This window comes from Paraburkholderia sp. BCC1886 (assembly GCF_900996245.1).
Lineage (GTDB): Bacteria > Pseudomonadota > Gammaproteobacteria > Burkholderiales > Burkholderiaceae > Paraburkholderia.
Genome location: NZ_CAAJGK010000041.1, coordinates 1 through 26,148 on the forward strand (window position 1 = coordinate 1; position 26,148 = coordinate 26,148).

A 26,148-nucleotide genomic window follows, 5' to 3' on the forward strand; every position below is an offset into this window, starting at 1 on the left:
GAGCGGGGTCGACGTCGTGAACACGGTGGGCGGCGACATCAATTCTTCGGCGACTACCGTCAATGCCGCGGGCACACTGATCAACGCTGGCCGGATCGAAGGCGACACCGTCACGACGAACAGCGCGAGCCTTGCCAATACCGGCACGGTCATCGGCAACGACGTAACCGTGAATGCAGCCAACGTGCAGAACACCGGTATTGCTGCGGTGATCGCAGGCGCAAACAGCGTCCACCTCTACGCGCAGGACTCTGTCACCAACGCCGACGGCGCGCTGATCTACAGCGCCGGGAATCTGGAAATCGCCCGCGACGGCACGCGCGACGCGTCCGGCCTGCTGGCTCACCAGACCGGCACGCTCACAAACCGCGCCGCAACCATCGGGGCAGAGGGCGATATCGACATCGCGGCCCACGGGGTCAGCAATGTCCGCACTGGCATCCTCACCGGGGCAGGCGCACCGCAAACCACCACAACCACACTCACCGCCTGGACCGCGGGCATCCCGATCGGCGATGCGCTCGGCAGTCACTTCAGCCTCACCTTCCCGCAATGGACCTGGAAACAGGATCAGGCGTCCTACAAGGAAGAGATCGTGGACGATCTGCGGGCACCCGTCACCGTGACGGTCCCGAAGGCTCAGGTGACGAACCTGGATACGACCGCGAACACGCTGACGCTCACCCAGGGCATCACCGAACAGTTCTACGACAGCACCCACACGACGATGACGTGTGACGCCAACGGCCTGAACTGCAATCCGTTACCGGTGCTGCAGACGCGTCAGATCGGCACGAACCCGGTGCAGTGGTACACGGACCTCACCGATAACGGCGACACCTACACGATCACCCTGTGGCCGGACTTCGATCCGGCGAAGAATATCCGTCCTGATCAGCTGATCGTGAACCACAGTCTCGGCGACGATTCCCACGACTACAGCGAGATCTCACGCACGGTCACGACGACGGCTTCGACTGACCGGCTCGTGGATGCCGGCCATGCGGCGACGATCCAGGCGCAGGGGGCGATCCGTATCAATGCAGATGGCGGCAGCATCCGCAACGGATCGTCGACGATCGCGGCCGGTGGCGATCTGGTGCGGCGCGCCGAAGGCGGAAGCGTTACCGATTCAGGGACGGTGCTGCAGCAGACCCTTACCCGGGAATCTGCGTCGACGTTCTACTGGCACCAGAAGACCGGCGGTGACAGCGACACGCAGACGGTGCCGGACGGCATCACGCAATCGCGAACGACCGTGGATGCCCTCCCCGCGATCGCGAGCTCGAACCAGACCGTGCAGACCGACGCCCGGACGATCACGATCGGTTCGGTGGACCGTCAGGGGCAGACGGTGGCGGGGTCGGGGGTGACGGGTGGTAGTGCTGACGGGATGCAGGCGGGGACAATTAATGACCAGCCAGACCGGCCGCAGACGATCGGCATCGCAAACCTGACACTCCCCACGAACGGGCTCTACACCTACAGCACTGAGCCCGAGGCGTCGTACCTGGTCGTCACCGATCCACGTTTCACGCAGTATTCAGGCTTCATCAGCAGCGATTACATGCTGGGTCAGCTAGGCATCGATCCGCAGAAGACGATCAAACGGCTGGGCGACGGCGTCTATGAGCAGATGCTGATCCGCAACCAGGTCACGCAACTGACCGGGCGCACCTTCCTCGATGGCTATTCCGACAGCCTGTCCGAATACACCGCGCTGATGAACAGCGGTGTCGCGTATGCGCAGGCGTTTGGTCTGGCGCCGGGTATTGCCTTGAGCGCGTCGCAGATGGCAGAGCTGACAACCAGCATGGTGTGGCTCGTCTCGCGGGACGTGACGCTGCCGGACGGCTCGCACCAGACGGTGCTGGTGCCACAGGTGTATCTCGCGAAGCCGGACACGGTCGATCTGACGCACAGCGGCGCGCTGGTTGCAGGGAATGCGGTGAGCCTGAAGGCGACGGATGACGTGAACAGCAGCGCTCATGTCGTGAGCAGTGTGGCGACGACTGTCGTGGGCAATACCATCGTGAACAGCGGAGTGATCGGCAGTGCGGGCACGACTGTCGTGGCGGCGGTTGAGGATGTGCGTAATCTGAGCGGCCGCATCGGTGGCGGTGATGTCCTCGTGCAGGCCGGTCGCGATGTGGTCAACGGGACGCAGACGTATGGCGTGTCGAAGGCGTTCGGGTCGGAAACTGTCACGGGCAGCATAACGGGCAGCATTACGGGCACCGGCATCGATGCGGTCGGGACGATCTCGGCGACGGGAAGCGCAACGATCTTCGCGGGTCGTGATGTCACCTTAACGGGCGCGACGATCCAGGCAGGCGGCGATGTAGCCCTCGCAGCAGGGCGAGATCTGAATGCCGGTACGGCAACGCTGGCTTCGACGCAGGACGTGCAGACGCACAATGGAATGAACGGCAGTCACACGGCGATCACGCAGAATCCGGGCAGCGCGATCACGGCGGGTGGCGATCTGGCCACGCTATCGGGTCGCGATACGACGCTCACGGGCGCCACGATAAAGTCAGGCGGCGACGCGACGATGGTCGCGAGCGGCAACCTGACGGTCACAGCGGCGAAGGATACGCAGACCCAAAGCGAGCGGTCGATGGGCGGCGAACTCTCGCATCACAGCAGTTCCAGCTACGACGAATCGGTGCGGGGGTCCGCTATCAGCGCGGGCGGGAACATGACGCTCGCCGCAGGTCAGGGTGGCTGCGGCAAGCTGGCGATCACCGGTTCGTCGGTTTCGGCGAATTCCGGTGGGGTGGCACTCGTTTCAACGGGCGATATCACGCTTGGCAGCGTGAGCGAGACGCACGATTCGCAGAGCTGGTCGCAGACCCGACATACGGGCTTCCTGTCGACGGAAACGACGACCGGGACGAGCAGTTCGCATCAGGTGCTTGCAAATGGTTCGACGGTGTCGGGCGATACGGTCACCGGCGTGGCGGGGCGTGACATGACGGTGAGCGGCTCGACGCTCGCCGCGACGCACGACGTGATGCTTGCGGCTGGCAACAGCCTCGTCATCGACGCGACGCAGGACAGCAGCGAGAGCAGTCACTTCCACCAGACCATAAAAACCGGCCTGGGCAGTGCTGGCGGGGTGGGCGCGTCGTACGGCACGGTCGACACGAAGGACATGGCCCACGACCGGATGGTGAGCAACACGGGCAGTCTTATTGGCAGCACGGACGGCAGCGTATCCCTCACGGCTGGGGCAGACCTCCACGTGACAGGCAGCCATCTGATTGCCGCACAGAACGTCGTGGGGACCGGTGCGAACGTAACTCTCGACGCCGCCACCGACACCGCCCATCACGACGAGACGCACGAAGTCAGCCGGAGCGGCTTCACGCTGGCGGTCAGGGCACCGGTGCTCGATGCGGTCTCGAATGCGGTCGACCAGACGCATGCGGCAAGCCACAGTCAGGATGATCGCGCAGCGGCGCTGCACGGCATGGCGGCCGCGAGCGGTGTGTATGACGCTTATGGCGCAGCCGGGTCCGCATTGAACGACCTCACCGGCGGCAACCGGCCGGAAGCCAAGCTCGAACTGAGCTACGGCAGCAGCCACAGCCGCGACCAATTCACCGAAGATTCGATGACGGATCGCGGTTCAGGCGTGAGCGCAGGCAACACCGCTGCGTTCGTGGCGACCGGAAACGATACAGCGGCTAGCGGCAACATCACGATTGCGGGTTCGACCGTGCAAGCCGGAAACGTGATTCTCGCCGCGAAGAATCAGGTCAACCTCATCCACACCACCGATACTGACTCGACCCGCAGCACCAGTGAGTCCAGCAGCGCGAGTGTCGGCGTGTCGTATGGCACGCAGGGTTTCGGTGTGTCGGCGTCGATGGCGAAAGCGCACGGCAATGCCAGCAGCGATGCGGCGATGCAGAACAGCACGCAGGTGACGGCGACGAACACGGCGACGATCGTCTCGGGCGGCGATACGAAGATCATCGGCGCAACTGTAAGCGCCCGTCAGGTGAGTGCCGATGTCGGCGGCAACCTCAACCTCGCGAGCGTGCAGGACACGATGTCGGGCGCCGCGCATCAGGAGAGCACGGGCGGCGGATTCGCGATCAGTCAGGGCGGTGGCAGCGCGAGCTTCAGTCACACGAATGCCAATGCTACCGGCAGCTATGCGGGTGTGAACGAACAGTCCGGCATCCGGGCCGGTGACGGAGGCTTCAATATCAGCGTGCATGGCGCTACGGACCTGTTGGGCGCCGTCATCACTGGCGATGCCGATCCGTTAAAGAACCATCTGTCGACAGGCACCCTGAGCTTCAGCGATATCCAGAACCGGTCCAGCTACGACGCGCATTCCGGCGGCTTCAGCGCAGGCGCATCGACCGGTGACGGCGGCGCGAACTACAGCACCCACGGCAACACGTCGGGCAGGAACACTGGCGGCGGTTCGCCAATGCCCAGTCAGGACGACAACGGGAGCGATGGCGCCATCACGCGTAGCGGTATCAGCGCGGGCACGATCAGCGTGACCGATCCGGCGATTCAATTACAGGACATCGCAAGCCTGAACCGTGACACGTCGGACACGAACGGCACGATCGCCAGACTGCCCGACTTGAACCGCCTGCTCGATCAGCAGGCCGACAGGATGTCAGCTTCAGGCGCTGCAGGTGAAGCAGTCTCCCGACGCATTGGCGACTACGCCGATGAGCAGGCAAGGGCGACGGGCAATCCGGAGTGGGATGAGGGTGGGACGAACAGAACAGCGCTGCACATTGCGGGCGGAGCGTTGATCGGTGGGCTCGGTGGCGGTGCTTTCGGAACAGCCCTTCAGGGTGCAGCGGGCGCGGGCGTGTCGGCGGCGTTTGCGGGCAAGCTGAACGGGCTGGCTGATTTGATTGGCGATGCAACCGGCTCCATGACGCTGGGCAATATGGTGTCGAACGTGCTGGCCGGGGTGGGTGGTGCGCTGGTGGGTGGTAGTGCCGGTGCGTTCACGGCGTCGAATGCGGACCTGTACAACCGCAGCACGGGCAACGGCGATGGCAAGGGTGGCACGGGCAGCGACTTCCTCGATCGTCTGGGCGATGCGATCAGAAGCACCGCGGATGATCCGCTGGGCGCGTTGAACCATGCACTGAACAGCGTCATTCCGGCACCGTCCGCTCAGAAGCCCGATGCAGATGCCAATCCACTTGTGGATGCGAATGACAACAAAACGCCCCCCGCAACAGGTGGGGCTGTTGTGACACCACCGGCAATGGTTTGTACGCCCAACGCTGGTTGCGTAATGACACCAGCTGTCGCGACGCCGGGAATGCCCGGCTATGTGCCGAATACGGCGACGCTGAACAGCGGCGATAATGGCGTGGCTAAGAGCGGCAATGAGGCAACACAACCAATTACTGCCGATAACTTCTTTGATGGAACTACATATACGTCCAAAGTGCGTAACCAAGCGGCATCAGGTGACTATCACGGATTTCCTCAGTCAGCAGATGCATTCTCTGGCGAGGGCAATGTTCAGCCAATCACAGGAGGCGATGGTGTGACGCGCTGGAAATTGACGATTCCCGGCTCTTACAATGGAACAGCAGGGATATTTGAATACATTCGCAACCCGGACGGTACGATTAACCACCGGCTGTTCGTTCCGACTAAGTGATGAGCTATGTCAGCATCAAAAATACTTGAGTTGTATGCCCGCATGGGGCGAAGCCTCATTGGTAATGGTTTGGATGAGGCGGCACTTCCGCTCGCGGCTGCGGAGGCTGCGCTGGACCTGTTTGCTCTGCAGCGATGGCGCGTGCTAGGTGGTGACGTATATCAACTAGCGGAGGGTGATCGCTTTGAGTCGACTTACGAAAATTGGTTTTATGAGGGAGAGGATGTAGATGGGAGTATTGCTGTAGCTCGCAACTTCATAAATAGTCTAGGCGTGCGGCCCGTTTATATTGTGTTCGTTGTAGCTGCGCAATAGTAGTAGTTAGATGACAAACCCGGCCGCGGCCGGGTTTGCTGTTTATGGGTGTTGCTCAGTTGCGTGTGCTGCGTCGTTGCAGCATTGCTTCGGCTTCAGGCGCGGTCATATATCTGCTGGCGACCCTGTAGTCAGCAACAAAAATACGCGCGACATCTCCTTCGCGAGCATGACAAGATTCACACTCAATCACAGCGTGAAAACAAGCTCTACATCCCGACCAAAACCCGACCGTATCCAACGTCTCCACCACAACGCCGTCACCGCCACCACGCCCCCCCCAAAAGACTCCGTAAGGCAACCCCCTCACCACCCACCATCATTTTCCCCGCACCTCAGCCGTAATACCGTGAGCACGACACCATGATGGCCGTCGCGCATCCGGCGAGCAACGTCGCCAATTACACGGAGCCTACGCATGTCCATATCTGCAATAACCGGGAGTGTCGCCGGCCTCGACACGTGGCCGACGGGTTCTTCCCACTCGCGCCCGCCGCAAAGCGCCACCGACTCGTCGACCGACGACTCGTCCTCCACGAACCCGCTGGTCGCGGCCATCGTCGCCGCGTTGGCGCAATTAGGCCTGACCTCGACTAGCGACGCTTCAACGAGTTCGAGTTCGAGCTCCAGCACATCGTCTTCCGTCGACTCGACATCGGCGACATCGTCGAGCACGGTCAGCACTGCGCTTCAGCAATTCATCGGCGCGCTATTCCAGGCCGCCAGCCAGCAGGCATCCAGCGCAGCCGAAGGCACCAGCACCAGTACCAGCACCGCGTCATCCGCATCCGCATCCGACTCGAGCGACCTCGACGACCTCGACGACTTTGACGACTTCGACACAACCAGCACCGACGACCCCACCTCCCAATCCGCCGATGCCGACGCCTACGGCGGCGATCTGGCATCGGCCATCGAGAGCCTCGCGCAATCGCTCAAATCAGGCACCGCCTCGACTTCGAGCAGCACGGCATCGGACTCGGGCAGCACTTCGAGCGACAGCACACTCCTGAGCGATTTCAAAAACCTGCTCACCGCGCTAGGCTCGTCCGACGGCTCCTCGAGCAGCAGTACGGACTCGACAAGCAAAGCCACCGCCGACCTCGAAAAGTTTCTCACCACGCTGGCCGGCAACCTCCAGGGCGGCACGTCGGGCACGATCGGAATCTTCGTGAGCACCACCGCCTGAAGCACGCTCGATACCGCCTCCAGTGCCTGCAGACGATGAAGCCCCGCCTGCCGCGATCGGTGTAAAGTAGCAGCCTCATCGTGTGTTTAAACCGGCTCCCATGAGCGACGACGTCACCACTCCGAGTCAACTCGGCACTTATCTGAAAGACCGCCGTAGCAAGCTCGATCCCGCGGTCTTCGGCTTTTCGCCGGAACGTCGCCGCACGCCGGGTCTGCGCCGCGAAGAGGTCGCTCAGCGGGCCAATATCAGCGCGGCCTGGTACACGTGGCTCGAACAGGGCCGGGGTGGTGCGCCGTCGGCCGACGTACTCGACCGGATCGCCGGCGCGTTGATGCTCACGGGTGTCGAGCGCGAACATCTGTTTCTGCTCGGCCTCGGCCGCCCGCCCGAAGTTCACTACGAAAAAAGCGATGTGGTCGCGCCACGACTGCAGCGCGTGCTCGACGCCTTGAATCCCAGTCCGGCCCTAATCCGCACGGCCACCTGGGACGTCATTGCCTGGAACCGCGCGGCGACGGTCATGCTCCTCGACTACGCCACGTTGCCGCCGGAACAGCGCAACGTCCTGCGCATGATGTTCCTCGACCCGGGCGCGCGTGCCGCGCAATACGATTGGGAGAGCGTCGCGCGTTTCGTGGTGAGCGCTTTTCGCGTGGACGTGGCGCGTGCGGGCGCCACCGGGGCAGTCAGCGCCTTCGTCGAAGAACTGTGCGGGCTCAGTCCGGACTTCGCGAGGATGTGGCTCGATAACGACGTGCTCGCCTATAACGAGCACATCAAGCACATCCGTCACCCGGTGTTCGGCCCGTTCGCGTTCGAGTACTCGTGGTTCGCGGTGGAGGGCAGGCCGGACCTGACCATGGTGGTCTATAACCCGGCCACGCCGGAAGATCTCGCGAAAATCACCGCGGCACTGGCTTCACCGCCGCCTTCTCCTTCGCCTCCGCCGTCGCCGCGTCGAACCGACGCTGCGCTTCGAGTACCTCAGACCTGAATTGCTGCAGCGCCTTCAGGTCGGGATCAGCCGGCGTCAACGCGCTCCATAGCACGTCGATCAACTGATCGGCAGTCGCCTCGATATCGATCTGCCGATTGGTCAGCGTGGCGTCCCACAACACGTGTTCCATCGGACCGAACACCATCGAGCGCAGCAGGCGCAACGGCATATCGGCGCGAATCTGCCCGGTTTCCTGTCCTTGTGCCAACACCCGCATCAACGGCGCGGTGTAACGGCGCTGCAGCTCGGTGAGTGCTTCGCTCAATTCATGGTGACGCGCGCGTCCTTCCGACAACACCAGCGCGCATAGATCGGTGCCGTTGACCAGCATCAGCCGCAAATGTGTGCGCACGATAAAGCCGAACTGCTGCCGCACGCCGCCATCGCGCGGCAAGCCGGATTCAATCGCATCGATGATTTCGTCGTACCAGTCGCCGATCACGCGCGCACATAACTCGCGCTTCCCGCGGAAATAGCTGAACACGGTGGCCTCGGAAATACCCAGACGCTGCGCAATTTCCGCAGTGGTCGCGCGCTCGTAGCCTTTCTCCGAGAACACGTCGCGCCCGGCCTGGAGGATTTCCCTGACGCGCTGCTGCGACTTGCGCCCGGCCGGCTGGCGACGCGACGCGGGCAACTCCGCCCTGACATCGGCGTCCGGATTGTCCTGGGCGTCTTTCCTGGTGGCAACGGTCATATGAGTCAAGTTCAGATTTGAAAGGCCCGTGGCGGGGATGCGAGCCCGGTGAACGCGATCCTATCACGCCATGTCGCAGTGCGATCGGCCCGGGGAGATTTCTGAGTCTCACTCAAAATACCTATTGACGCTTACGTAAATCTGGCCTGAGAATGCACCTCGAACGCACTTAGACTCGCCGGCGGCCAACGAGGCCCACCGGCCGCCAACGAACTCTGGAGACACCGCAATGGCCAACCTGCCCGGTTTGCAATTCCCGCTCGGCGAAGAAATCGAAATGCTACGCGACAGCCTGGCGGGCTTTGCCGCGAAGGAAATCGCGCCGCGCGCCGCGGAGATCGACCGCACGGACCAGTTCCCGATGGACCTGTGGCGCAAGTTCGGCGACCTGGGCGTGCTGGGCATGACGGTGTCGGAAGAATACGGCGGGGCCAACATGGGCTACACGGCGCACATGATCGCGATGGAAGAAATCTCGCGCGCGTCGGCATCGGTCGGACTGTCGTACGGCGCGCATTCGAACCTCTGCGTCAACCAGATTCACCGCAACGGCACCGAGGCGCAGAAACAGAAATATCTGCCCAAACTCGTCTCCGGCGAACACATCGGCGCACTCGCCATGAGCGAGCCGAATGCCGGTTCGGACGTGGTCAGCATGAAGCTGCGTGCCGAGAAAAAGGGCGACCACTACGTGCTCAACGGCACCAAGATGTGGATCACCAACGGCCCGGATTGCGACACGCTGGTGGTCTATGCGAAAACCGATCCCGAAGCGAATTCGCGCGGCATTACCGCGTTTATCGTCGAAAAGGGCATGAAGGGCTTTTCGGTGGCGCAAAAGCTCGACAAGCTCGGCATGCGCGGTTCGCACACCGGCGAACTGGTCTTCGAGAACGTCGAAGTGCCGGAAGAAAACATCCTCGGTCAGTTGAACGGCGGCACGAAAGTGCTGATGAGCGGCCTCGACTACGAACGGGCGGTGCTCGCAGGCGGCCCGACCGGCATCATGGTCGCGGTCATGGACTCAGTGGTGCCGTACATTCACGACCGCAAGCAGTTCGGCCAGTCCATCGGCGAATTCCAGCTCATTCAGGGCAAGGTCGCCGACCTCTACACCACGTTGCAGGCCTGCCGGGCGTATCTGTACGCAGTGGGCCGTCAACTCGACACGCTCGGCTCCGCGCACGTGCGCCAGGTGCGTAAGGACTGCGCGGGCGTGATTCTCTACACCGCCGAAAAAGCCACGTGGATGGCCGGCGAAGCCATCCAGATTCTCGGCGGCAACGGCTATATCAACGAGTATCCGGTGGGCCGCCTGTGGCGCGACGCGAAGCTCTATGAAATCGGCGCGGGCACCAGCGAAATCCGCCGCATGCTGATCGGCCGCGAACTGTTCGCCGAGACGGCCTGAACTGACCTCATCGCGCGATCCACGCTACCAGGCCAAACGACAAGCGGCGAACAGGAGAAGCCTCGCAATGCCGATCATCGAATCGAAACTGAATCCGCGCTCGGACGATTTCCGCGCCAACACGGCAGCGCTCGAAGCGCTCGTCGCCGATCTCCGCGAGAAGATCGAGAAGCTCTCACTAGGCGGCGGTCAGGCGGCGCGCGACAAGCACACGGGACGCGGCAAACTGCTGCCGCGCGACCGTATCGCGCAACTGCTCGATCCAGGCACGCCGTTTCTGGAATTCTCGCAACTCGCGGCGTACGGCATGTATAACGACGACGCGCCGGGCGCGGGCGTGATTACCGGCATCGGCCGCATTGCCGGACAGGAATGCGTGATCGTCTGCAACGACGCGACGGTCAAAGGCGGCACTTACTATCCGGTCACGGTGAAGAAACACGTGCGGGCCCAGGAAGTCGCCGCGGAAAATCATTTGCCGTGCGTGTACTTGGTCGACTCGGGCGGCGCGAATCTGCCGAATCAGGACGACGTGTTCCCCGATCGCGACCACTTCGGCCGCATCTTCTTCAACCAGGCGAATCTGTCGGCGGCAGGCATTCCGCAAATCGCCGTGGTGATGGGCTCGTGCACCGCGGGCGGCGCCTACGTGCCGGCGATGAGCGACGAATCGATCATCGTGAAGAATCAGGGGACGATTTTTCTGGGCGGCCCGCCGCTCGTGAAAGCCGCGACGGGTGAAGTGGTGAGCGCCGAAGACCTGGGCGGTGGCGACGTGCATACGCGTCTGTCCGGCGTGGTCGATCATCTCGCGCAGAACGACGCGCATGCGCTCGGTATCGCGCGCAGCATCGTCGGCAATCTGAATCGCGCCAAGCAGGTGCCGTTGGCGTTGCAGGAACCCAAGCCGCCGCGCTACGACGTGAAGAGTCTGTACGGCGTGATTCCCGCGGATACCCGCAAGCCATTCGATATTCGCGAAGTCATCGCGCGTATCGTCGACGACTCGGCCTTCGACGAATTCAAGTCCCGTTACGGCACCACGCTCGTGACCGGCTTCGCGCATATCTGGGGACACCCGGTCGGCATCATCGCGAACAACGGCATTCTGTTTTCGGAGTCGGCGCTCAAGGGCGCGCATTTCATCGAGTTGTGCTGCCAGCGCAAGATTCCGCTGGTGTTCCTGCAGAACATCACCGGTTTCATGGTGGGCCGCAAATACGAAAACGAAGGCATTGCGCGTAACGGCGCAAAGATGGTGACGGCGGTGGCGACGGCCAGGGTGCCGAAGTTCACGGTCATCATTGGCGGCTCGTTCGGCGCGGGCAATTACGGCATGTGCGGCCGTGCGTACTCGCCGCGTTTTCTGTGGATGTGGCCGAACGCGCGCATCTCGGTGATGGGCGGCGAACAGGCGGCTTCTGTGCTGGCCACGGTGAAGCGCGACGGTATCGAAGGCAAGGGCGGCGCGTGGAGTGCGGAAGAAGAAGAGGCCTTCAAACAGCCGATCCGCGACCAGTACGAACATCAGGGTCACCCGTATTACGCGAGCGCGCGTCTGTGGGACGACGGTGTGATCGATCCGGCGCAAACGCGCGACGTGCTCGGTCTGGGCCTCTCGGCGGCGATGAACGCGCCGATCGAAGAAACACGCTTCGGCGTGTTCAGAATGTGAGCGTCGCCACAGGAGCCGTATCCATGCAATACGAAACGCTGAATCTCGACGTCGCCGGCCAGGTCGCCACGCTCACGTTGAATCGCCCGGAAGTGCGGAACGCGTTCAACGAAACCATGATCGCCGAAATCACCGCGGCGTTCGTCGCGCTCAATGAGCGAGACGACGTTCGCGCGGTGGTGCTCGCCGCGAACGGCAAGGCCTTTTGTGCCGGTGCCGACCTGAACTGGATGAAGAAAATGGCGGGCTACTCGGACGACGAGAATCGCGCCGATGCCATGTTGCTCGCCAACATGCTGTCCACCGTCTATCGCTGCAACAAGCCGGTCATCGCGCGCGTGAGCGGCGATACCTACGCAGGCGGCATGGGTCTGATCTCGGCGTGCGATGTCGTCGTGGCCGTGGAGAGCGCGCGTTTCTGTCTGTCCGAAGCGCGTCTCGGTCTGATTCCCGCGACGATCGCGCCCTACGTGATTCGCGCGTTGGGCGAGCAGGCTTCGCGCCGCTACTTCGCAAGCGCGGAGCAGTTCGATTGCACGACGGCTTTGCGTCTCGGCCTCGTCAGCGAGGCAGCGAGCGCGGAGCAACTCGATGCCACCGTCGCGCAGATTGCTGCGGCGCTGTGCGCGAACGGGCCGCAAGCGGTGCGCGCGAGCAAGCAACTCGTGCAGGACATCGCCGGAGCGCCGTTGAACGACGCGCTGATCGAAGACACCGCAGCGCGTATCGCCCGCATCCGCGCGAGCGCCGAAGGCCGCGAAGGCGTGGCCTCGTTCCTCGAGAAACGCACGCCGGCCTGGCGCGACTGATCGCCGACACCATCACGGGACCCTACACCGAGACCTCTCATGTTCAACAAGATCCTGATTGCCAACCGGGGCGAGATTGCCTGTCGCGTCGCCGCGAGTTGCAAGCGACTCGGCATTGCCAGCGTGGCCGTCTATTCCGACGCCGACGCCAACGCGAAACACGTGGCCGCCTGTGACGAAGCCGTCCATATCGGCGGCTCGACGGCGGCGGAAAGTTATCTGCGCGTCGAGCGGATCATCGAAGCCGCGCTGGCCACCGGCGCGCAGGCCGTGCATCCCGGCTACGGCTTCCTGTCGGAAAACGAAGATTTCGCACGGGCTTGCGAAGCGGTCGGCATCGTCTTCATCGGCCCGCCGGTCGAAGCCATCGCGGCGATGGGGTCGAAAGCGGCCGCGAAGGCGCTCATGCATGCCGCCGCGGTGCCGCTCGTGCCCGGCTATCACGGCGACGACCAGGACCCGCAATTGCTGCAAGGCGAAGCCGATGCGATCGGCTATCCGGTTCTGTTGAAGGCGAGTGCGGGCGGCGGGGGCAAGGGTATGCGGGTGGTGGAGCGCAGCGCCGACTTCGTTGCAGCGCTCGCGTCCTGCAAACGCGAGGCGGCCAGCAGTTTCGGCAACGACCGCGTGCTGATCGAAAAGTATCTGACGCGGCCGCGTCACGTCGAAGTGCAGGTGTTCGCGGATACGCGCGGCGGCGCGGTCTATCTGTTCGATCGCGACTGCTCGGTGCAGCGGCGTCATCAGAAGGTGCTGGAAGAAGCACCGGCGCCCGGCTTGCCCGCCGAGACCAAACGCGCGATGGGCGAGGCCGCGGTAGCGGCCGCGCGCGCGGTGAATTACGTCGGCGCGGGCACGGTCGAGTTCATCATGACCGGCAGCGGCGATTTCTATTTCATGGAAATGAACACGCGCCTGCAGGTCGAACACCCGGTCACGGAGATGGTGACGGGTCAGGACCTGGTGGAGTGGCAATTGCGGGTCGCCGCGGGCGAGCCGTTGCCGCTCACGCAGGATCAGTTGAAGATCGACGGTCATGCCATCGAAGCGCGCATTTACGCGGAGCATCCGGCGCGCGGTTTTCTGCCGTCCACGGGCACGCTCAAGCATTTGCGCATGCCGGCAGGCGTCGAGTTTTCGATCGGCGCCGAGGGTGGCGCAGGTGAAGCCTCACGCAAGGCGGCGGTGCGGATCGACAGCGGCGTGCGCGAGGGTGACACCATCACGCCGTTCTACGATCCGATGATCGCCAAGCTGATCGTGCACGGCGCGACGCGCGAGGAAGCGCTCGCGCGCATGAACCGCGCTTTGCACGCGTGCGAAGTCGTGGGGTTGCATACCAACGTCGAATTCCTGCAGCGAATCGTCACGAGCGAGCCGTTTTCTACCGGCGACCTCGATACGGGGCTGATCGAGCGGCATCACGATGCGTTGTTCGCTCCGCTCAACAAACCCTTCAAGGAAGCACTGGCGCTGGCCTGCGCGGCCTTGCTCGCGCGCGAAGGCGGCACCGCGCACGGCGCGTCGCCCTGGGATGCACTGTCGCACTGGCGTCTGAACAGCGGCTATACGCAGACGCTCGGCTGGCGTGTCGTCGACAGCAGCAGCGATTGTCCCGACGCAGCCGGCTTCACCGTGACCTTCGCGCGCGACGGCGCGACACAAACGCTCGAGCACGACGGCGTGCGCGACGGTTTCGACTGGTCGGTGGGGGCGGGGCAGCACGAGTTTCGCGCGACGATCGGTGCGGTTCGGGTGACGGGCCGCGTGTTCGTCGATGGCGATACGTTCCACGTGTTCTGCCTGGGCGAAGCGTTTGCGTTCGAGTGGCAGAATCTGCTCGCGCATGCCGCCGATGCCGAAGGCGGCGAAGGCCGTCTGACTGCGCCGATGCCGGGCAAGGTCATCGCCGTGCTGGTCGAAGCGGGCGCCGTCGTGGAGAAGGGCACGCCGCTGATCGTGATGGAAGCGATGAAGATGGAGCACACCATCGGCGCGCCGACGGCGGGGACGGTGACGGAGGTGTTGTATGCAGTCGGCGATCAGGTGGCCGACGGTGCGCAGTTGCTCGTGCTGGAAGTGAAGCAGGGATGAATCGACCAGGAAGCCTGGGTTGATGCATCAGGCGAGTCGCGGATAGCCGGCGGCTCGCGCTTCGTTTTCGAGTTGATCGATGTGCTGGTAGTCCGCCGCCGACAACCTCGAAAACCCCTGCAAACGCAGACGTTTTGCACGTTCGGGCTGGGTGACGAGCGTCTTGTCGAGCGCGTCGCGCAGCGCCTCGATCTGAATCGGGGACACCTTGGCCGAGGCGATCAACGGCAAACCCGGCGCGCTCGCCGTCATGCCGAGGCTGCGAACCCGGTGCGCTAACTCCGGCAACTCATCGCACACGAAAGCAAACGTCACGCAATCGATGGCTGCGATGTCCGCGCGATTTTCCGCCACGGCTCGCAACGAGCCGAGATGCGAGCCGGTCCACACCACCTCGCTGAAAAACGCGCCGTTCCGTGCGAGCGGCGCGACGGCGTGGCGAAACACGTTCATGCCGCTATTGGAGTCTTCCTGATTGCAGGCCGCGCGTGCGCCGCGGCAGTCGGCCAGCGTGTCGAACGGCGCGTCGGTCCGCGTGACCAGTACGCTCGAATAAGACGCGCCTTCACAACCGGGGGCGATGAAATGGGGCGTGGCAACAAGATGCACGCCATCGTTCAGCAAGCCATGCGTCAACGGATAACCGCAAGTCTGCGAGATGAGCAGATCGGGCCGGCGCCAGAATGCGTGCAGCGCCTCGTCCGGTTCGACAATGCGGCATTCCTGCATGGCTGGAGCGGCATATTGCAGAACGTCGCCGAGCCACGCATGCCATTGAGCGGCCAGCGCGGGCGTGACGTTGTACATGGGCAGAGCGGCAATCCAGGTCATGCCCGCGATTCTGACACGGCTAATGCAAGACCATGCGGAATTCGTCCAGACCGAGCCGCACCGGTTCGGCAGTTTTGAAAATCCGCTTGCGGGACGCTACCGCGAGAATATCGTGCCGCCCGTCTTCGAACGCGATCAGCAAATCACGGCGCCGTTGGCTGGCTGCTCCGCAATAGGCGATCAGCGCTTCCGCGCTCACTTCGAAAATCTGCGCCTGATCGTCGAAACACACACGGAATGCGACGCCCGCGCTTTCCGTGACACAGGGCCTGAATCCTTCGTCCAGATAGATCGGCATACCGAACTCCCGCTTTGCATCCGAAACCCCAGCATGACGAGCCGCGGCGCGTCGGTATGTGGGATATCCGTCATTCAATTGAAAGTCGCGGCGGGTTGTCGGCGCCGCCCTGCGGCTCGAGCGCCGTCAGACGAATCAAAGGTCCAGTTCGAGTGCCGATGCCTGGCCGCCGGTGTCGACGAGCGGCCGCGCCATGCAGATCAGCGCGTGGCCTGGCGCGATGGGCGCGTCGGTGGGTTCGTCGTACTCGACCTGGCCGCTCGTCAAACGGGTGGAGCAGGTGCCGCACATACCGGAACGGCAACTCGACTGCGTGGCGATCCCGCAAGCTTCTGCAAATTCGAGCAGCGTGCCGTCTTTCGGCAGCCATTGCACCGTGCGTTGCGAGCGCGCGAACGTGACGGGAACGGCCTCGGCATCGTGTTGTGCGGCTGGCGTGTCTGCCAGCTTTTCGGCGCTGCGTCGAACGGTCGCCGGACCGAACGCTTCGAAGCGGATGCGCTCGTCGGCGACGTTCAGCGCGCGCAGGCCCTCGTACAGTTCGCTCATGAATGCCGCCGGGCCGCACAGGTAAAAATCGTAATCGTCGAATGGCAATGCGTGCTTGAGTGCCGCGATGGTCACGCGGCCCGTTTGTCGTCCGGTGGAGAGGGGCATAGCTGCACCCGCAGCGCTGTCGTACAGATGCAGCGAAACCTCCGGATGACGTGCCGCGACGGCCTCCAGCTGCGGACCGAACGGCCGCTCCTCCGGACTGCGCGCGCCGTGAAAAAAGTGCAGCGGCTTGCGCGGCGTGCCCGACTCGAATGCGGCGAGCGTGTGCTGGAGCATCGCGAACATCGGTGTGATGCCGATACCGGCCGAGATGAACACGACGGGGCGCGGACTGCCGCTGTCGTAGACGAACTTGCCGCGCGGCGCCATGGCTTCGATCCGCGAGCCAGCGACGGCGTGCTCGTGCAGCCACGTGGAAGCCACCCCGTCGCGCTTCACGCTGATCCGGTAGCGCCGGGTGTCGCTGGCGGCGGACAGCGTGTAGGTGCGTGTCAACGGTGCAGCGGTCGCGTCGACCGGCACACGAATCGGCAGATACTGGCCCGGCTCGAAGGGCGGCAACGGCGCGCCGTCTGTCGATTCAAAATAGAACGAGCGGATGCCGGGCGTTTCGTCGACCACTTCGGCGATGCTCAGATGCCGCCATGACGAAGCGCTCGCTTCCTTAGCCACCTCTTTGACCGGCGCGACGAACTGCGGCGCGTACGCGACGTCCGACCACCGGAACGGCAGCGCCGCCCGGGTCCGCCGCACTTCGACAATCCGGAATCGCACCAGACGCTCGGCCAGCGGAAACGCGGCCAGTTCCGGGCCATCCCAGACGATCTCGGCCAACGCCGCCACATAAAGCAGATCGCCGTTGATGAAATCGACGAACAATAGCCCCGCACGCGGATCGTGAAGCAGGTTGCCCAGCGTGTTGAAAAAACGGTTGCCGCTGAAATCCGGCGTGGTCAGCGTGGTGGCGTCGTCCACCCGCACGAATCCGGGCAGGCCGCCGCGATGCGAGACGTCCACGCCGCGCGCCGCGCCTGCTGTTTCGTCCAGATTCGCGCTGGCGATAAAGAACGTATCGGCGCGGCCGAGCCATTCGCGGTCCGCGTCGCTCAGTTCGGAAGCTGTTTCAACCGGCGGATGCTTGCTGCCCGCGTGACGCGCATCGAACGTCGGTGTGCGGCTCTGAATGTATTTCGCGCAATTGCCGAAACTTTGCGTGACATTCAGCGTGACTGCCGCGCCGGTCACGTCCGCAATCACGCCGTTCACGCGATTGCGCCGCCTCGTCTGCGGTTGCAGCCCCAGACCGCCGATCATCATGCCCGGCTGCCACAGACCGCGCAACGGATCACCCGGCAATGCGCCGCCGTCGATGCGCAAGGTCTTCGAATCGGGCGCGGACACGAAGCCCGGTTCGCCCGCGCGCAATGTCGCCCACGGCTGACCTTGTGCGTCGATTCCCCCGAACACCATGAACGGCTGCTCGTTGAAGAACTGCCGGTGCTGATCCGGCATCGCCCGACGAATACCGCGACGGCCGGTCGCCTCCGCTTCCTGCACGACGCCAGCGCGTTGCTGCGCGAGGTGCTCGGCGGCATGAAACGGCGAGGTGGGCGCGTCCCAACCTTGCGCGGCGCTGGCGGAAACTGTCGGCATGATGAACCCGGAGAACGTTGGCTACGGCACTGGCGGAACGACGCATTACAGCGCGCGACGAATTACGCCGCGAGCAATCCCGCCTTCGTCACCGGCATCGGCACGAAGCGCGGCAACGCTTCGACTCGCCGCAGCCATGCACGAATGTTCGGATAGGGATCGAGCGACACACCGCCTTCGGGTGCGTGCGCAATGTACGTATGTGCGGCGATATCGGCGATGCTCACGCGTTCGCCCGCGGCGAACGGCTTGTTCGCCAGTTCGGCATCGAGCACGTCGAACAGCTTCGCGGCGATCTTCTGCGCGGTCTCGAGGTGCAGCGGCGCGTTGAACACGTTGACCAGACGCGCGGCACACGGACCGTAAGCAATCGGGCCGGCCGCCAGCGACAGCCAGCGTTGCACGGCGGCGGCGCCGTGCGCATCTTCCGGCAACCACGATCCATCGCCATAGCGCTTCGCCAGATAAACGAGGATCGCGTTCGAATCGAACAGCACCGTGTCGCCGTCTTCGATGGTCGGCACCTGACCGAACGGATTGAGCTTCAGATACTCGGGGCGACGATTGTCGCCTGCCGCCATATCCAGTTCGATCACTTCGAACGGCAGGTCGAGCAGGGTCAGAAACAGCTTCACCCGGTGACCATGCCCGGACAGTAGCGTGGTGTGGAGGCGAATGGGCTGACTGGGCTTCGCGGCAGCGGGCATGGTGGAACTCCTGAAGAAACGAGCCGACGGGTGCCGGCTGGAATGAGGCAAGCGTACCGGCTGGCGGCCTTGCGCATAAGCCTGTTAAGCTGGGAAACATAATCAATCGAAGATGGACAATCGGCGCATGGCGGATCTTAGAGATGTCAATCTGAACCGGCTGGCGGTGTTCGTCGCGGTGGTCGGAGCCGGCTCGCTGACCGCGGCGGCGGCGCGTCTCGGCCTGACGAAAACCATGGTCAGCACGCATATTCAGCGGCTGGAAAAAGAAGTCGGCGCCAGCTTGCTGGTGCGCACGACCCGGCGCCTCGGCGTGACGGAAAGCGGGCGCGCGTTCTACGAGGCAAGCGGCAAGATCCTGCACGCGGCCGAAGAAGCACTGGCGGCCGTATCGGGCGACTCGGCGCCGCTGCGCGGGCTGTTGCGCGTGAGCGCGCCGATCGACTACGGGTCGCTGGTGGTGGCGCCCGCGCTGGTCGACATGCGCCGTCTCTACCCGGAACTGGAACTGGAACTGGTGTGCACCGACAGTTACGTCGATCTGATCGCCGAGGGGATCGACGTCGCGATTCGTCTCGGGCAGCTGGCCGACTCGGGTCTGCGCGCGGTGACAATCGGCGGATTCGTGAAGTGGGTCGTCGCGAGTCCCGACTTCGTCGAGCGTTGGGGTAAGCCCCGCACGCCCGCGAGGCTCGCGGCGTTGCCGCTGATCGCGCTGTCGGTGTTGCCGCATCCGCTCACGCTGGATTTACAGCGGACTAAAAGCGGCAAATTGGAAAAGCAAAGTGTGCGCTTCGAAAACGCGTTGCTGGTGAATACCGCCGACGCCGCGCGCGCCGCGACGCTGGCGGGCGGCGGCTTCGGTCTGTTGACCGATTTCTCGGTTCAGGACGACGTGGCGGCGGGGCGGTTGGTGCGGCTGTTCTCCGACTGGGCGGATAAGCCGAAGGGCATTCATGCGGTGTTTCCGCCCAGCCGTTATCCTTCGGCCAAAGTGCGTTCGCTGGTCGACGTGATCCGCAGCCGGGTCGATGCAACAGCGCGGTGAGGCTTCAGATTCCCCCGACACACAGATACTTGATGACGACGTAATCGTCGATGCCGTAATGCGAGCCTTCGCGGCCGAGTCCCGATTGCTTCACGCCACCGAACGGCGCGACCTCGTTCGAGATGAGTCCGGTATTGATACCGACCATGCCATATTCGAGCGCTTCGGCCACGCGCCACACGCGTCCGATATCGCGGCTATAGAAATACGACGCCAGACCGAACTCTGTGTCGTTGGCCATGCGGATCACTTCCTCGTCCGACGTAAACCGGAATAGCGGCGCGAGCGGCCCGAAGGTTTCGTCGCGCGCGACCTTCATGGCGGGCGTGACATCGGCGAGCACGGTCGGCTCGAAGAAACCGTGACCGAGCGCATGACGCTTGCCCCCGGTGACGATGCGCGCGCCTTTGGCCAGCGCGTCTTCGATATGCGACTCGACCTTCAGCACGGCCGCTTCGTTGATCAGCGGCCCCTGGGTCACGTCGGCGTCGGTACCGGCGCCCACTTTCAGTTGTTCGACGGCGACGCGTAGTTTTTCGGCGAACGCGTTGTAGACCTTGTCGTGCACGTAGAAGCGGTTCGTACACACGCAGGTCTGTCCGCTATTGCGATACTTCGACGCGATTGCGCCCGCGACCGCCGCATCCAGATCGGCGTCGTCGAACACGATGAACGGCGCATTGCCGCCGAGTTCGAGCGAGACCTTCTTCACCGTCGGCGCGCACTGCGCCATCAACACACGGCCGACCGGCGTCGAACCGGTGAACGACAGTTTGCGCACCACGGGATTGCCGGTCAGCTCCGCGCCGATCGCTTTCGGCTCCCCGGTCACGACGTTGAACACGCCGCGCGGCACGCCCGCGCGTTCGGCCAGCACCGCGAGCGCGAGCGCCGACAGCGGCGTCGCTTCCGCCGGTTTGACGACGATCGGGCAACCCGCGGCAAGCGCCGGGCCGACCTTGCGCGTGATCATCGCGGCCGGGAAATTCCATGGCGTGATCGCGGCGCACACGCCGACCGGCTCCTTCGTGACGAGAATGCGTTTGTCGCTCGCTGGCGTGGGAATGGTGTCGCCGTAGACGCGCTTGCCTTCTTCCGCGAACCATTCGAGGAACGACGCCGCGTACAGGATTTCGCCCTTGGCTTCGGTGAGCGGCTTGCCTTGTTCCGTAGTGAGAATCGTCGCCAGGTCGTCGGCGTTCTCCAGCATCAGGTCGTGCCATTTGCGCAGGACCGTCGCGCGTTGCTTCGCGGTGGCCGCACGCCACGCAGGCCACGCGGCATTCGCGCTGTCGATCGCGCGACGGGTTTCCGCGCCGTTCATACGCGGCACGGCCGCAATCGTTTCGCCGTTGGCGGGGTTGCGGACGTCGAACGTGCTGCCGTCGTTGGCGCCTTCCCACTCACCTGCGATAAAAGCGCGGGTTTGCAAAAGCGTCGGGTCATTCAGGGTCAATGTGTTCATGGTGGGTCTTTGTTGCGTGCTGCGAGTGTGAAAAGCCGGCACGGCGAAACCGCCACTGCGTGTTTTTCACACTCGCAGCGCGGCAGCCGGGTTTTCCGTCTTCCCTGCGTTTTCTTTCAGCGGTTTTTTAAGCGGCGACGCCGACGCTGTCCTTGATCGCGGCTTCCAGTATCGTCAGCGCTTCCTCGAACACGTGTTGCTGAACCGTCAGCGGAAACAGGAAACGCACCACGTTCGAGTACACGCCGCACACCAGCAGCAACAGGCCGCGTTCGAGCGCGAGCGTCTGCACGCGCTTCGTGAATGCCGCGTCCGGTTCCGAGCCGCCCGGCTTGCAGAACTCGACGGCAACCATGCCGCCGGGGCCGCGCACGTCGGTAATCTGCGGCACGTCGGGCTGCAACGCGTGCAGCTTCGCCTTGATACGGTCGCCGAGCACGGTCGCGCGTTCGCAAAGCTTCTCTTCGTCGATGATGTCGAGCACCGCGTGCGCCGCCGCCACCGCCAGCGGATTACCCGCATACGTGCCGCCGAGGCCGCCGGGCGCGGCCGCATCCATCACGTCGGCGCGGCCCACCACGCCCGACAGCGGCATGCCGCCCGCGAGGCTCTTCGCGATCGTCATCAGATCGGGCACCACGTCGTAGTGGTGCATTGCGAACAGCTTGCCGGTGCGCGCAAAGCCCGTTTGCACTTCATCGGCGATCAGCAGGATGCCGTGCTCGTTGCACAGCTTGCGCAGTGCGCGCACGAACTCCAGCGGCGCCGGATAAAAACCGCCTTCGCCCTGAACCGGTTCGAAGATGATCGCAGCCACGCGCTTCGGATCGATATCGGCCTTGAACAGATGCTCGATGGCTTGCAACGAATCGGCGGTGCTCACGCCATGCAGCGGATTCGGGAACGGCGCGTGAAACACGTCCGCCGGGAACGGGCCGAAGCCGATCTTGTACGGCGCGACCTTGCCGGTCAGCGCCATGCCCATCATCGTGCGGCCATGAAAGCCGCCCGTGAACGCAATCACGCCGGGCCGGCCGGTCGCGGCCCGCGCGATCTTGATGGCGTTCTCGACCGCTTCGGCGCCGGTGGTGAAGAAGGCGGTCTTCTTCGGATAATCGCCGGGCGCGCGCTCGTTAATTTTTTCGGCCAGCTCGACGTAAGACGCGTACGGCACGATCTGATACGCGGTGTGCGTGAAATGCTCGAGCTGCTCGCGCAACGCGGCTACGATCTTCGGATGCCGATGACCGGTGTTGCACACCGCGATACCCGCCGCGAAGTCGATGAAGCGTCGGCCTTCCACGTCCCACAGTTCCGCGTTTTCAGCACGCTCGGCGTAGAAGTCGCACATCACGCCGACGCCGCGTGGTGTCGCGGCGTCCTTGCGGGCTTTCAGTTCTGCATTCTTCGAAGTCATGGGCTCGTTTCCAGTGGGTTGGCGGGCAAGGCCGCTGTTCGACGCCGCGCTCCAGCGCAGCACGTGCCGCGACTATAATCAGATTTGGCTCTGATTTTCAGAGCCATTCTGGTAAATAAACAGGAGCCAATTTTGCGAGCAAGCGTGTTGTCGGATTGGCTCGGCCAGCGGCTCGAGCGCGGCAACGGTCAGCCGATCTACCGTCAGTTGCACCGGTTGTTGCAGCAGGCCATTCTGTCGCGCGAATTGCCGGCGGGCAGCAAGGTGCCTTCGTCACGACTGCTCGCGGAGGAATTGGGCATCGGCCGCAATACGGTCACGCAGGTCTATGAGCAACTGGCGCTGGAAGGCTATGTGAGTTCGGCCACCGGACGCGGCACCTTCGTTGCGGACAGCGCGCCGGACGAGATCGTCGGTGCGCCCGACGCGAGCGTGCTTTCTGCGAACGGGCCGTCGATATTGCAGGGGTCGCCGGGGTTGCCGATGTTGCCATCCGGCCGGCGTGCATTGTCGGAACGAGGCGGCCGGCTGATCGCGGGCGCGGGCGTGTCGAAGCGGCAGTGGGGCGCGTTCATGCCGGGCGTGCCGGACGTGACGCGGTTTCCTGCCCGGGTCTGGAGCCGTCTGCACAACAAGTACTGGCGGCGGACGCGGCCGGACCTGCTCACCTATGCGCCGGGCGGCGGACTCGCGTCGCTGCGTCATGCGCTGACCGACTACCTGCGCAGTTCGCGCTCGGTGCGTTGCACGCCCGGGCAGATCATCATCACGACCGGCATTCACCAGTCCATCGATCTCGCGGTACGTCTGCTGTCCGATCCCGGCGACGTGATCTGGACCGAAGACCCGTGTTATTGGGGCGTGCGCAGCGTGCTGAACGTGTCGGGCCTGCAATTGCGGCCGATTCCCGTGGATGCCGAGGGCATTGCCCCATCGGCCGACGATCTCGCGCAGCCACCCAGGCTGCTGCTCGTCACGCCGTCGCATCAGTACCCGCTCGGCACGGTGATGAGCCTCGCCCGGCGCCGCATGCTGCTGGAGTACGCGCGGCAGAACCAGTGCTGGATCATCGAAGACGATTACGACAGCGAATTCCGCTATGGAAGCCGGCCGCTCGCTTCGCTGCAGGGTCTCGATACCTCGGGACAGGTGATCTACGTCGGCAGCTTCGGCAAGACGCTGTATCCGGGTTTGCGCGTGGGCTACGTGGTCGTGCCGGAAGCACTGGCGGAGAGCTTTGCGACCGCCAGTGCGGAGTTGTATCGCGAAGGGCAGTTGTTGCAGCAGGCGATGCTCGCGGAGTTCATCGCCGAAGGACATTTCACGTCGCATATCCGCAAGATGCGCACGCTGTACGGGCAGCGTCGCGAGGCTTTGCTCGATGCCGCGACGCAGCGCTATGGCGACGCGTTGCCGGCGCTAGGCGGCGATGCGGGGCTGCATCTGGTGATGCAGTTGCCGGACGGTTATGACGACCGCGTGGTGGCGGCGGCAGCGCTGGAACGCAATATCGTCGTGCGGCCGTTGTCGGGGTATTACGCGCAGCCGTCGACAGCGCCCGCGGGCTTGCTGATCGGCTACGCTTGCGTGCCGGACGAGGAGATAGCGCCGGCTTTCGGGCAACTGGCCTTGGCGATCGGCGATCTGTGATCGCCGGATAGTGCGGCCACACGCCTGCAAATAAAAAAAGCCGACCCATACGGGTCGGCTTTTTCGCTTACGGTACGACGGCTATCAGAACTGGTTCATCGTATTGTCTTTGCCCGCCGCTTTCAGCGCCGCTTCGCCGCTGAAATACTCCTTGTGATCGTCGCCGATGTCGGAGCCGGACATGTTCTGATGCTTCACGCAGGCGATGCCCTGACGGATCTCCTTACGCTGCACGTTGGCCACGTAACCGAGCATGCCCTGGTCGCCGAAGTATTCCCGGGCCAGATTGTCGGTCGACAGCGCCGCGGTGTGATAAGTCGGCAGCGTGATCAGGTGATGGAAGACGCCCGCTTCGCGTGCCGCATCGGCCTGGAACGTGCGGATTCGTTCGTCGGCGGTCGCGGCCAGTTCGGTCTGGTCGTATTCCACGCTCATCAACTGGCCGCGTTCGTAGGCCGACACGTCCTTGCCGGCCGCCGCCATCGCGTCGTACACCTGCTGGCGGAAGTTCAGCGTCCAGTTGAACGACGGGCTGTTGTTGTACACCAGCTTGGCGTTCGGGATGACCTTGCGAATCTCGCTGACCATGCCGCCGATCTGCGCGATATGCGGCTTCTCGGTTTCGATCCACAGCATGTCGGCGCCGTTTTGCAGCGACGTGATGCCGTCCAGCACGCAGCGCGCTTCGCCCGTTCCCGAGCGGAACTGGAACAAGTTGCTAGGCAGGCGCTTGGGGCGCAGCAGCTTGCCGTCGCGCTTGATGACGACGTCGCCGTTGCCGAGCGCATCGGCCGAAATTTCATCGCAATCGAGGAACGAGTTGTACTGGTCGCCCAAGTCGCCCGGCGTGGTGGTCACGGCGATCTGCTTGGTCAGGCCGGCACCCAGCGAGTCGGTACGGGCCACGATGATGCCGTCGTCCACACCCAGTTCCAGGAACGCGTAGCGAATCGCGCGAATCTTGGCGAGGAAGTCTTCGTGCGGCACGGTGACCTTGCCGTCCTGGTGGCCGCACTGCTTCTCGTCGGACACCTGATTCTCGATCTGGATGCAGCAGGCGCCCGCTTCGATGAACTGCTTGGCCAGCAGGTAGGTTGCTTCGGCGTTGCCGAAGCCCGCGTCGATGTCCGCGATGATGGGCACCACGTGCGTGACGTGGTTGTCGATCTTCTTCTGGATAGCCTCTTTGGCAGGACCGCTTGCGGCGTCCAGTTCGCGGAACAGGCCGCCCAGTTCGCGCGCATCGGCCTGACGCAGGAACGTGTAGAGCTCGCGGATCAGCGCGGTGACGGACGTCTTTTCGTGCATCGACTGGTCCGGCAGCGGTCCGAACTCGGAGCGCAACGCGGCCACCATCCAGCCGGACAGGTACAGGTAACGGCGCTCGGTGCTGTTGAAGTGCTTCTTGATGGAGATCATCTTCTGCTGGCCGATGAAGCCATGCCAGCAACCCAGCGACTGGGTGTATTGCGACGGATCGGCATCGTAGGCGGCCATATCGGCGCGCATGATGCCGGCGGTATAGCGGGCGATGTCCAGACCCGTCTTGAAGCGGTTCTGCGCGCGCATGCGGGCGGCGGATTCCGGATTGATGGCATTCCACGCGCTGCCTTGTTTTTCCTTCAAACCGGCAACGGCCTTGATGTCGTCCTGATATTGAGTCATGTGTATC

Annotated in this window: 17 protein-coding genes and 1 pseudogene; 10 read left to right on the forward strand and 8 right to left on the reverse strand. The window is 63.7% G+C overall.

The genetic code is table 11. The features are described from left to right. Positions 1 to 10: 10 nt before the first annotated feature. From FQ746_RS35500 to FQ746_RS09885, 4 genes and pseudogenes are all read left to right on the forward strand, one after another. A pseudogene (locus FQ746_RS35500) lies at positions 11 to 5,662 on the forward strand (hemagglutinin repeat-containing protein); the annotation flags it as partial. A 6-nt stretch (positions 5,663 to 5,668) separates the two neighbouring features. Then, positions 5,669 to 5,977 carry a hypothetical protein gene (locus FQ746_RS09875; protein ID WP_144108931.1) on the forward strand — a complete coding sequence of 103 codons (309 nt, stop codon included), beginning with the start codon at positions 5,669 to 5,671 and terminating at the stop codon, positions 5,975 to 5,977. A 418-nt stretch (positions 5,978 to 6,395) separates the two neighbouring features. After that, a complete protein-coding gene (locus FQ746_RS09880) occupies positions 6,396 to 7,166 on the forward strand; it encodes a hypothetical protein (protein ID WP_144108933.1) in 771 nt (256 codons plus the stop codon). Between the two features lie 100 nt (positions 7,167 to 7,266). Next, the gene (locus FQ746_RS09885) at positions 7,267 to 8,163 is read left to right on the forward strand and encodes a helix-turn-helix transcriptional regulator (RefSeq protein ID WP_144108935.1); all 897 of its coding nucleotides are present in this window, start codon (positions 7,267 to 7,269) and stop codon (positions 8,161 to 8,163) included. On the opposite strand, the gene FQ746_RS09890 is transcribed toward FQ746_RS09885, so the two are convergent. Beyond that, complete coding sequence (locus tag FQ746_RS09890; RefSeq protein WP_144108937.1) at positions 8,072 to 8,863, reverse strand: TetR/AcrR family transcriptional regulator; 792 nt, start codon at positions 8,861 to 8,863, stop codon at positions 8,072 to 8,074. The genes FQ746_RS09885 and FQ746_RS09890 overlap by 92 nt on opposite strands. 229 nt (positions 8,864 to 9,092) lie before the next feature. Here FQ746_RS09890 and FQ746_RS09895 point away from each other — a divergent pair, with 229 nt between their 5' ends. The 4 genes from FQ746_RS09895 (at position 9,093) to FQ746_RS09910 (ending at position 14,852) form a co-directional block, all read left to right on the forward strand. Beyond that, entirely contained in the window at positions 9,093 to 10,274 is a 1,182-nt protein-coding gene (locus FQ746_RS09895) for an isovaleryl-CoA dehydrogenase (RefSeq protein WP_144108939.1), read from the forward strand. Between the two features lie 67 nt (positions 10,275 to 10,341). Next, positions 10,342 to 11,949 (forward strand): carboxyl transferase domain-containing protein, encoded by a 1,608-nt coding sequence (locus tag FQ746_RS09900; protein ID WP_144108941.1) that lies wholly within the window; start codon positions 10,342 to 10,344, stop codon positions 11,947 to 11,949. 23 nt (positions 11,950 to 11,972) lie between these two features. Further along, complete coding sequence (locus FQ746_RS09905) at positions 11,973 to 12,758, forward strand: enoyl-CoA hydratase/isomerase family protein (RefSeq protein WP_144108943.1); 786 nt, start codon at positions 11,973 to 11,975, stop codon at positions 12,756 to 12,758. Positions 12,759 to 12,797: 39 nt separating this feature from the next. After that, complete coding sequence (locus FQ746_RS09910; protein WP_144108944.1) at positions 12,798 to 14,852, forward strand: acetyl/propionyl/methylcrotonyl-CoA carboxylase subunit alpha; 2,055 nt, start codon at positions 12,798 to 12,800, stop codon at positions 14,850 to 14,852. A 27-nt stretch (positions 14,853 to 14,879) separates the two neighbouring features. Here FQ746_RS09910 and FQ746_RS09915 read toward each other — a convergent pair whose 3' ends face one another. From FQ746_RS09915 to FQ746_RS09930, 4 genes are all read right to left on the reverse strand, one after another. After that, positions 14,880 to 15,683, reverse strand: coding sequence for a phosphate/phosphite/phosphonate ABC transporter substrate-binding protein (locus tag FQ746_RS09915; RefSeq protein WP_144108946.1), 804 nt, complete (start codon positions 15,681 to 15,683; stop codon positions 14,880 to 14,882). A 19-nt stretch (positions 15,684 to 15,702) separates the two neighbouring features. Next, complete coding sequence (locus FQ746_RS09920; RefSeq protein ID WP_144108948.1) at positions 15,703 to 15,981, reverse strand: DUF1488 family protein; 279 nt, start codon at positions 15,979 to 15,981, stop codon at positions 15,703 to 15,705. Between the two features lie 135 nt (positions 15,982 to 16,116). Beyond that, positions 16,117 to 18,189 (reverse strand): pyridoxamine 5'-phosphate oxidase family protein, encoded by a 2,073-nt coding sequence (locus FQ746_RS09925; protein ID WP_144108950.1) that lies wholly within the window; start codon positions 18,187 to 18,189, stop codon positions 16,117 to 16,119. A gap of 62 nt (positions 18,190 to 18,251) precedes the next feature. Next, a complete protein-coding gene (locus FQ746_RS09930; RefSeq protein ID WP_144108952.1) occupies positions 18,252 to 18,896 on the reverse strand; it encodes a glutathione S-transferase family protein in 645 nt (214 codons plus the stop codon). A 127-nt stretch (positions 18,897 to 19,023) separates the two neighbouring features. Between FQ746_RS09930 and FQ746_RS09935 the strand changes: the two genes are divergently transcribed. Next, positions 19,024 to 19,944 carry a LysR family transcriptional regulator gene (locus FQ746_RS09935; protein ID WP_144108954.1) on the forward strand — a complete coding sequence of 307 codons (921 nt, stop codon included), beginning with the start codon at positions 19,024 to 19,026 and terminating at the stop codon, positions 19,942 to 19,944. Positions 19,945 to 19,948: 4 nt separating this feature from the next. On the opposite strand, the gene gabD is transcribed toward FQ746_RS09935, so the two are convergent. Together gabD and FQ746_RS09945 are read right to left on the reverse strand one after the other, a co-directional pair. After that, entirely contained in the window at positions 19,949 to 21,409 is a 1,461-nt protein-coding gene (gene gabD, locus FQ746_RS09940; protein WP_144108956.1) for an NADP-dependent succinate-semialdehyde dehydrogenase, read from the reverse strand. A 127-nt stretch (positions 21,410 to 21,536) separates the two neighbouring features. After that, the gene (locus FQ746_RS09945; RefSeq protein ID WP_144108958.1) at positions 21,537 to 22,826 is read right to left on the reverse strand and encodes a 4-aminobutyrate--2-oxoglutarate transaminase; all 1,290 of its coding nucleotides are present in this window, start codon (positions 22,824 to 22,826) and stop codon (positions 21,537 to 21,539) included. Between the two features lie 132 nt (positions 22,827 to 22,958). On the opposite strand from FQ746_RS09945, the gene FQ746_RS09950 reads away from it, so the two are divergent. Next, positions 22,959 to 24,476, forward strand: a complete 1,518-nt coding sequence (locus tag FQ746_RS09950; protein ID WP_144108960.1) for a PLP-dependent aminotransferase family protein — start codon at positions 22,959 to 22,961, stop codon at positions 24,474 to 24,476. A gap of 84 nt (positions 24,477 to 24,560) precedes the next feature. Here the strand turns inward: FQ746_RS09950 and FQ746_RS09955 are convergent, their stop codons facing one another. Further along, a complete protein-coding gene (locus FQ746_RS09955) occupies positions 24,561 to 26,141 on the reverse strand; it encodes an isocitrate lyase (protein WP_144108962.1) in 1,581 nt (526 codons plus the stop codon). Between the last annotated feature and the right edge of the window lie 7 nt (positions 26,142 to 26,148).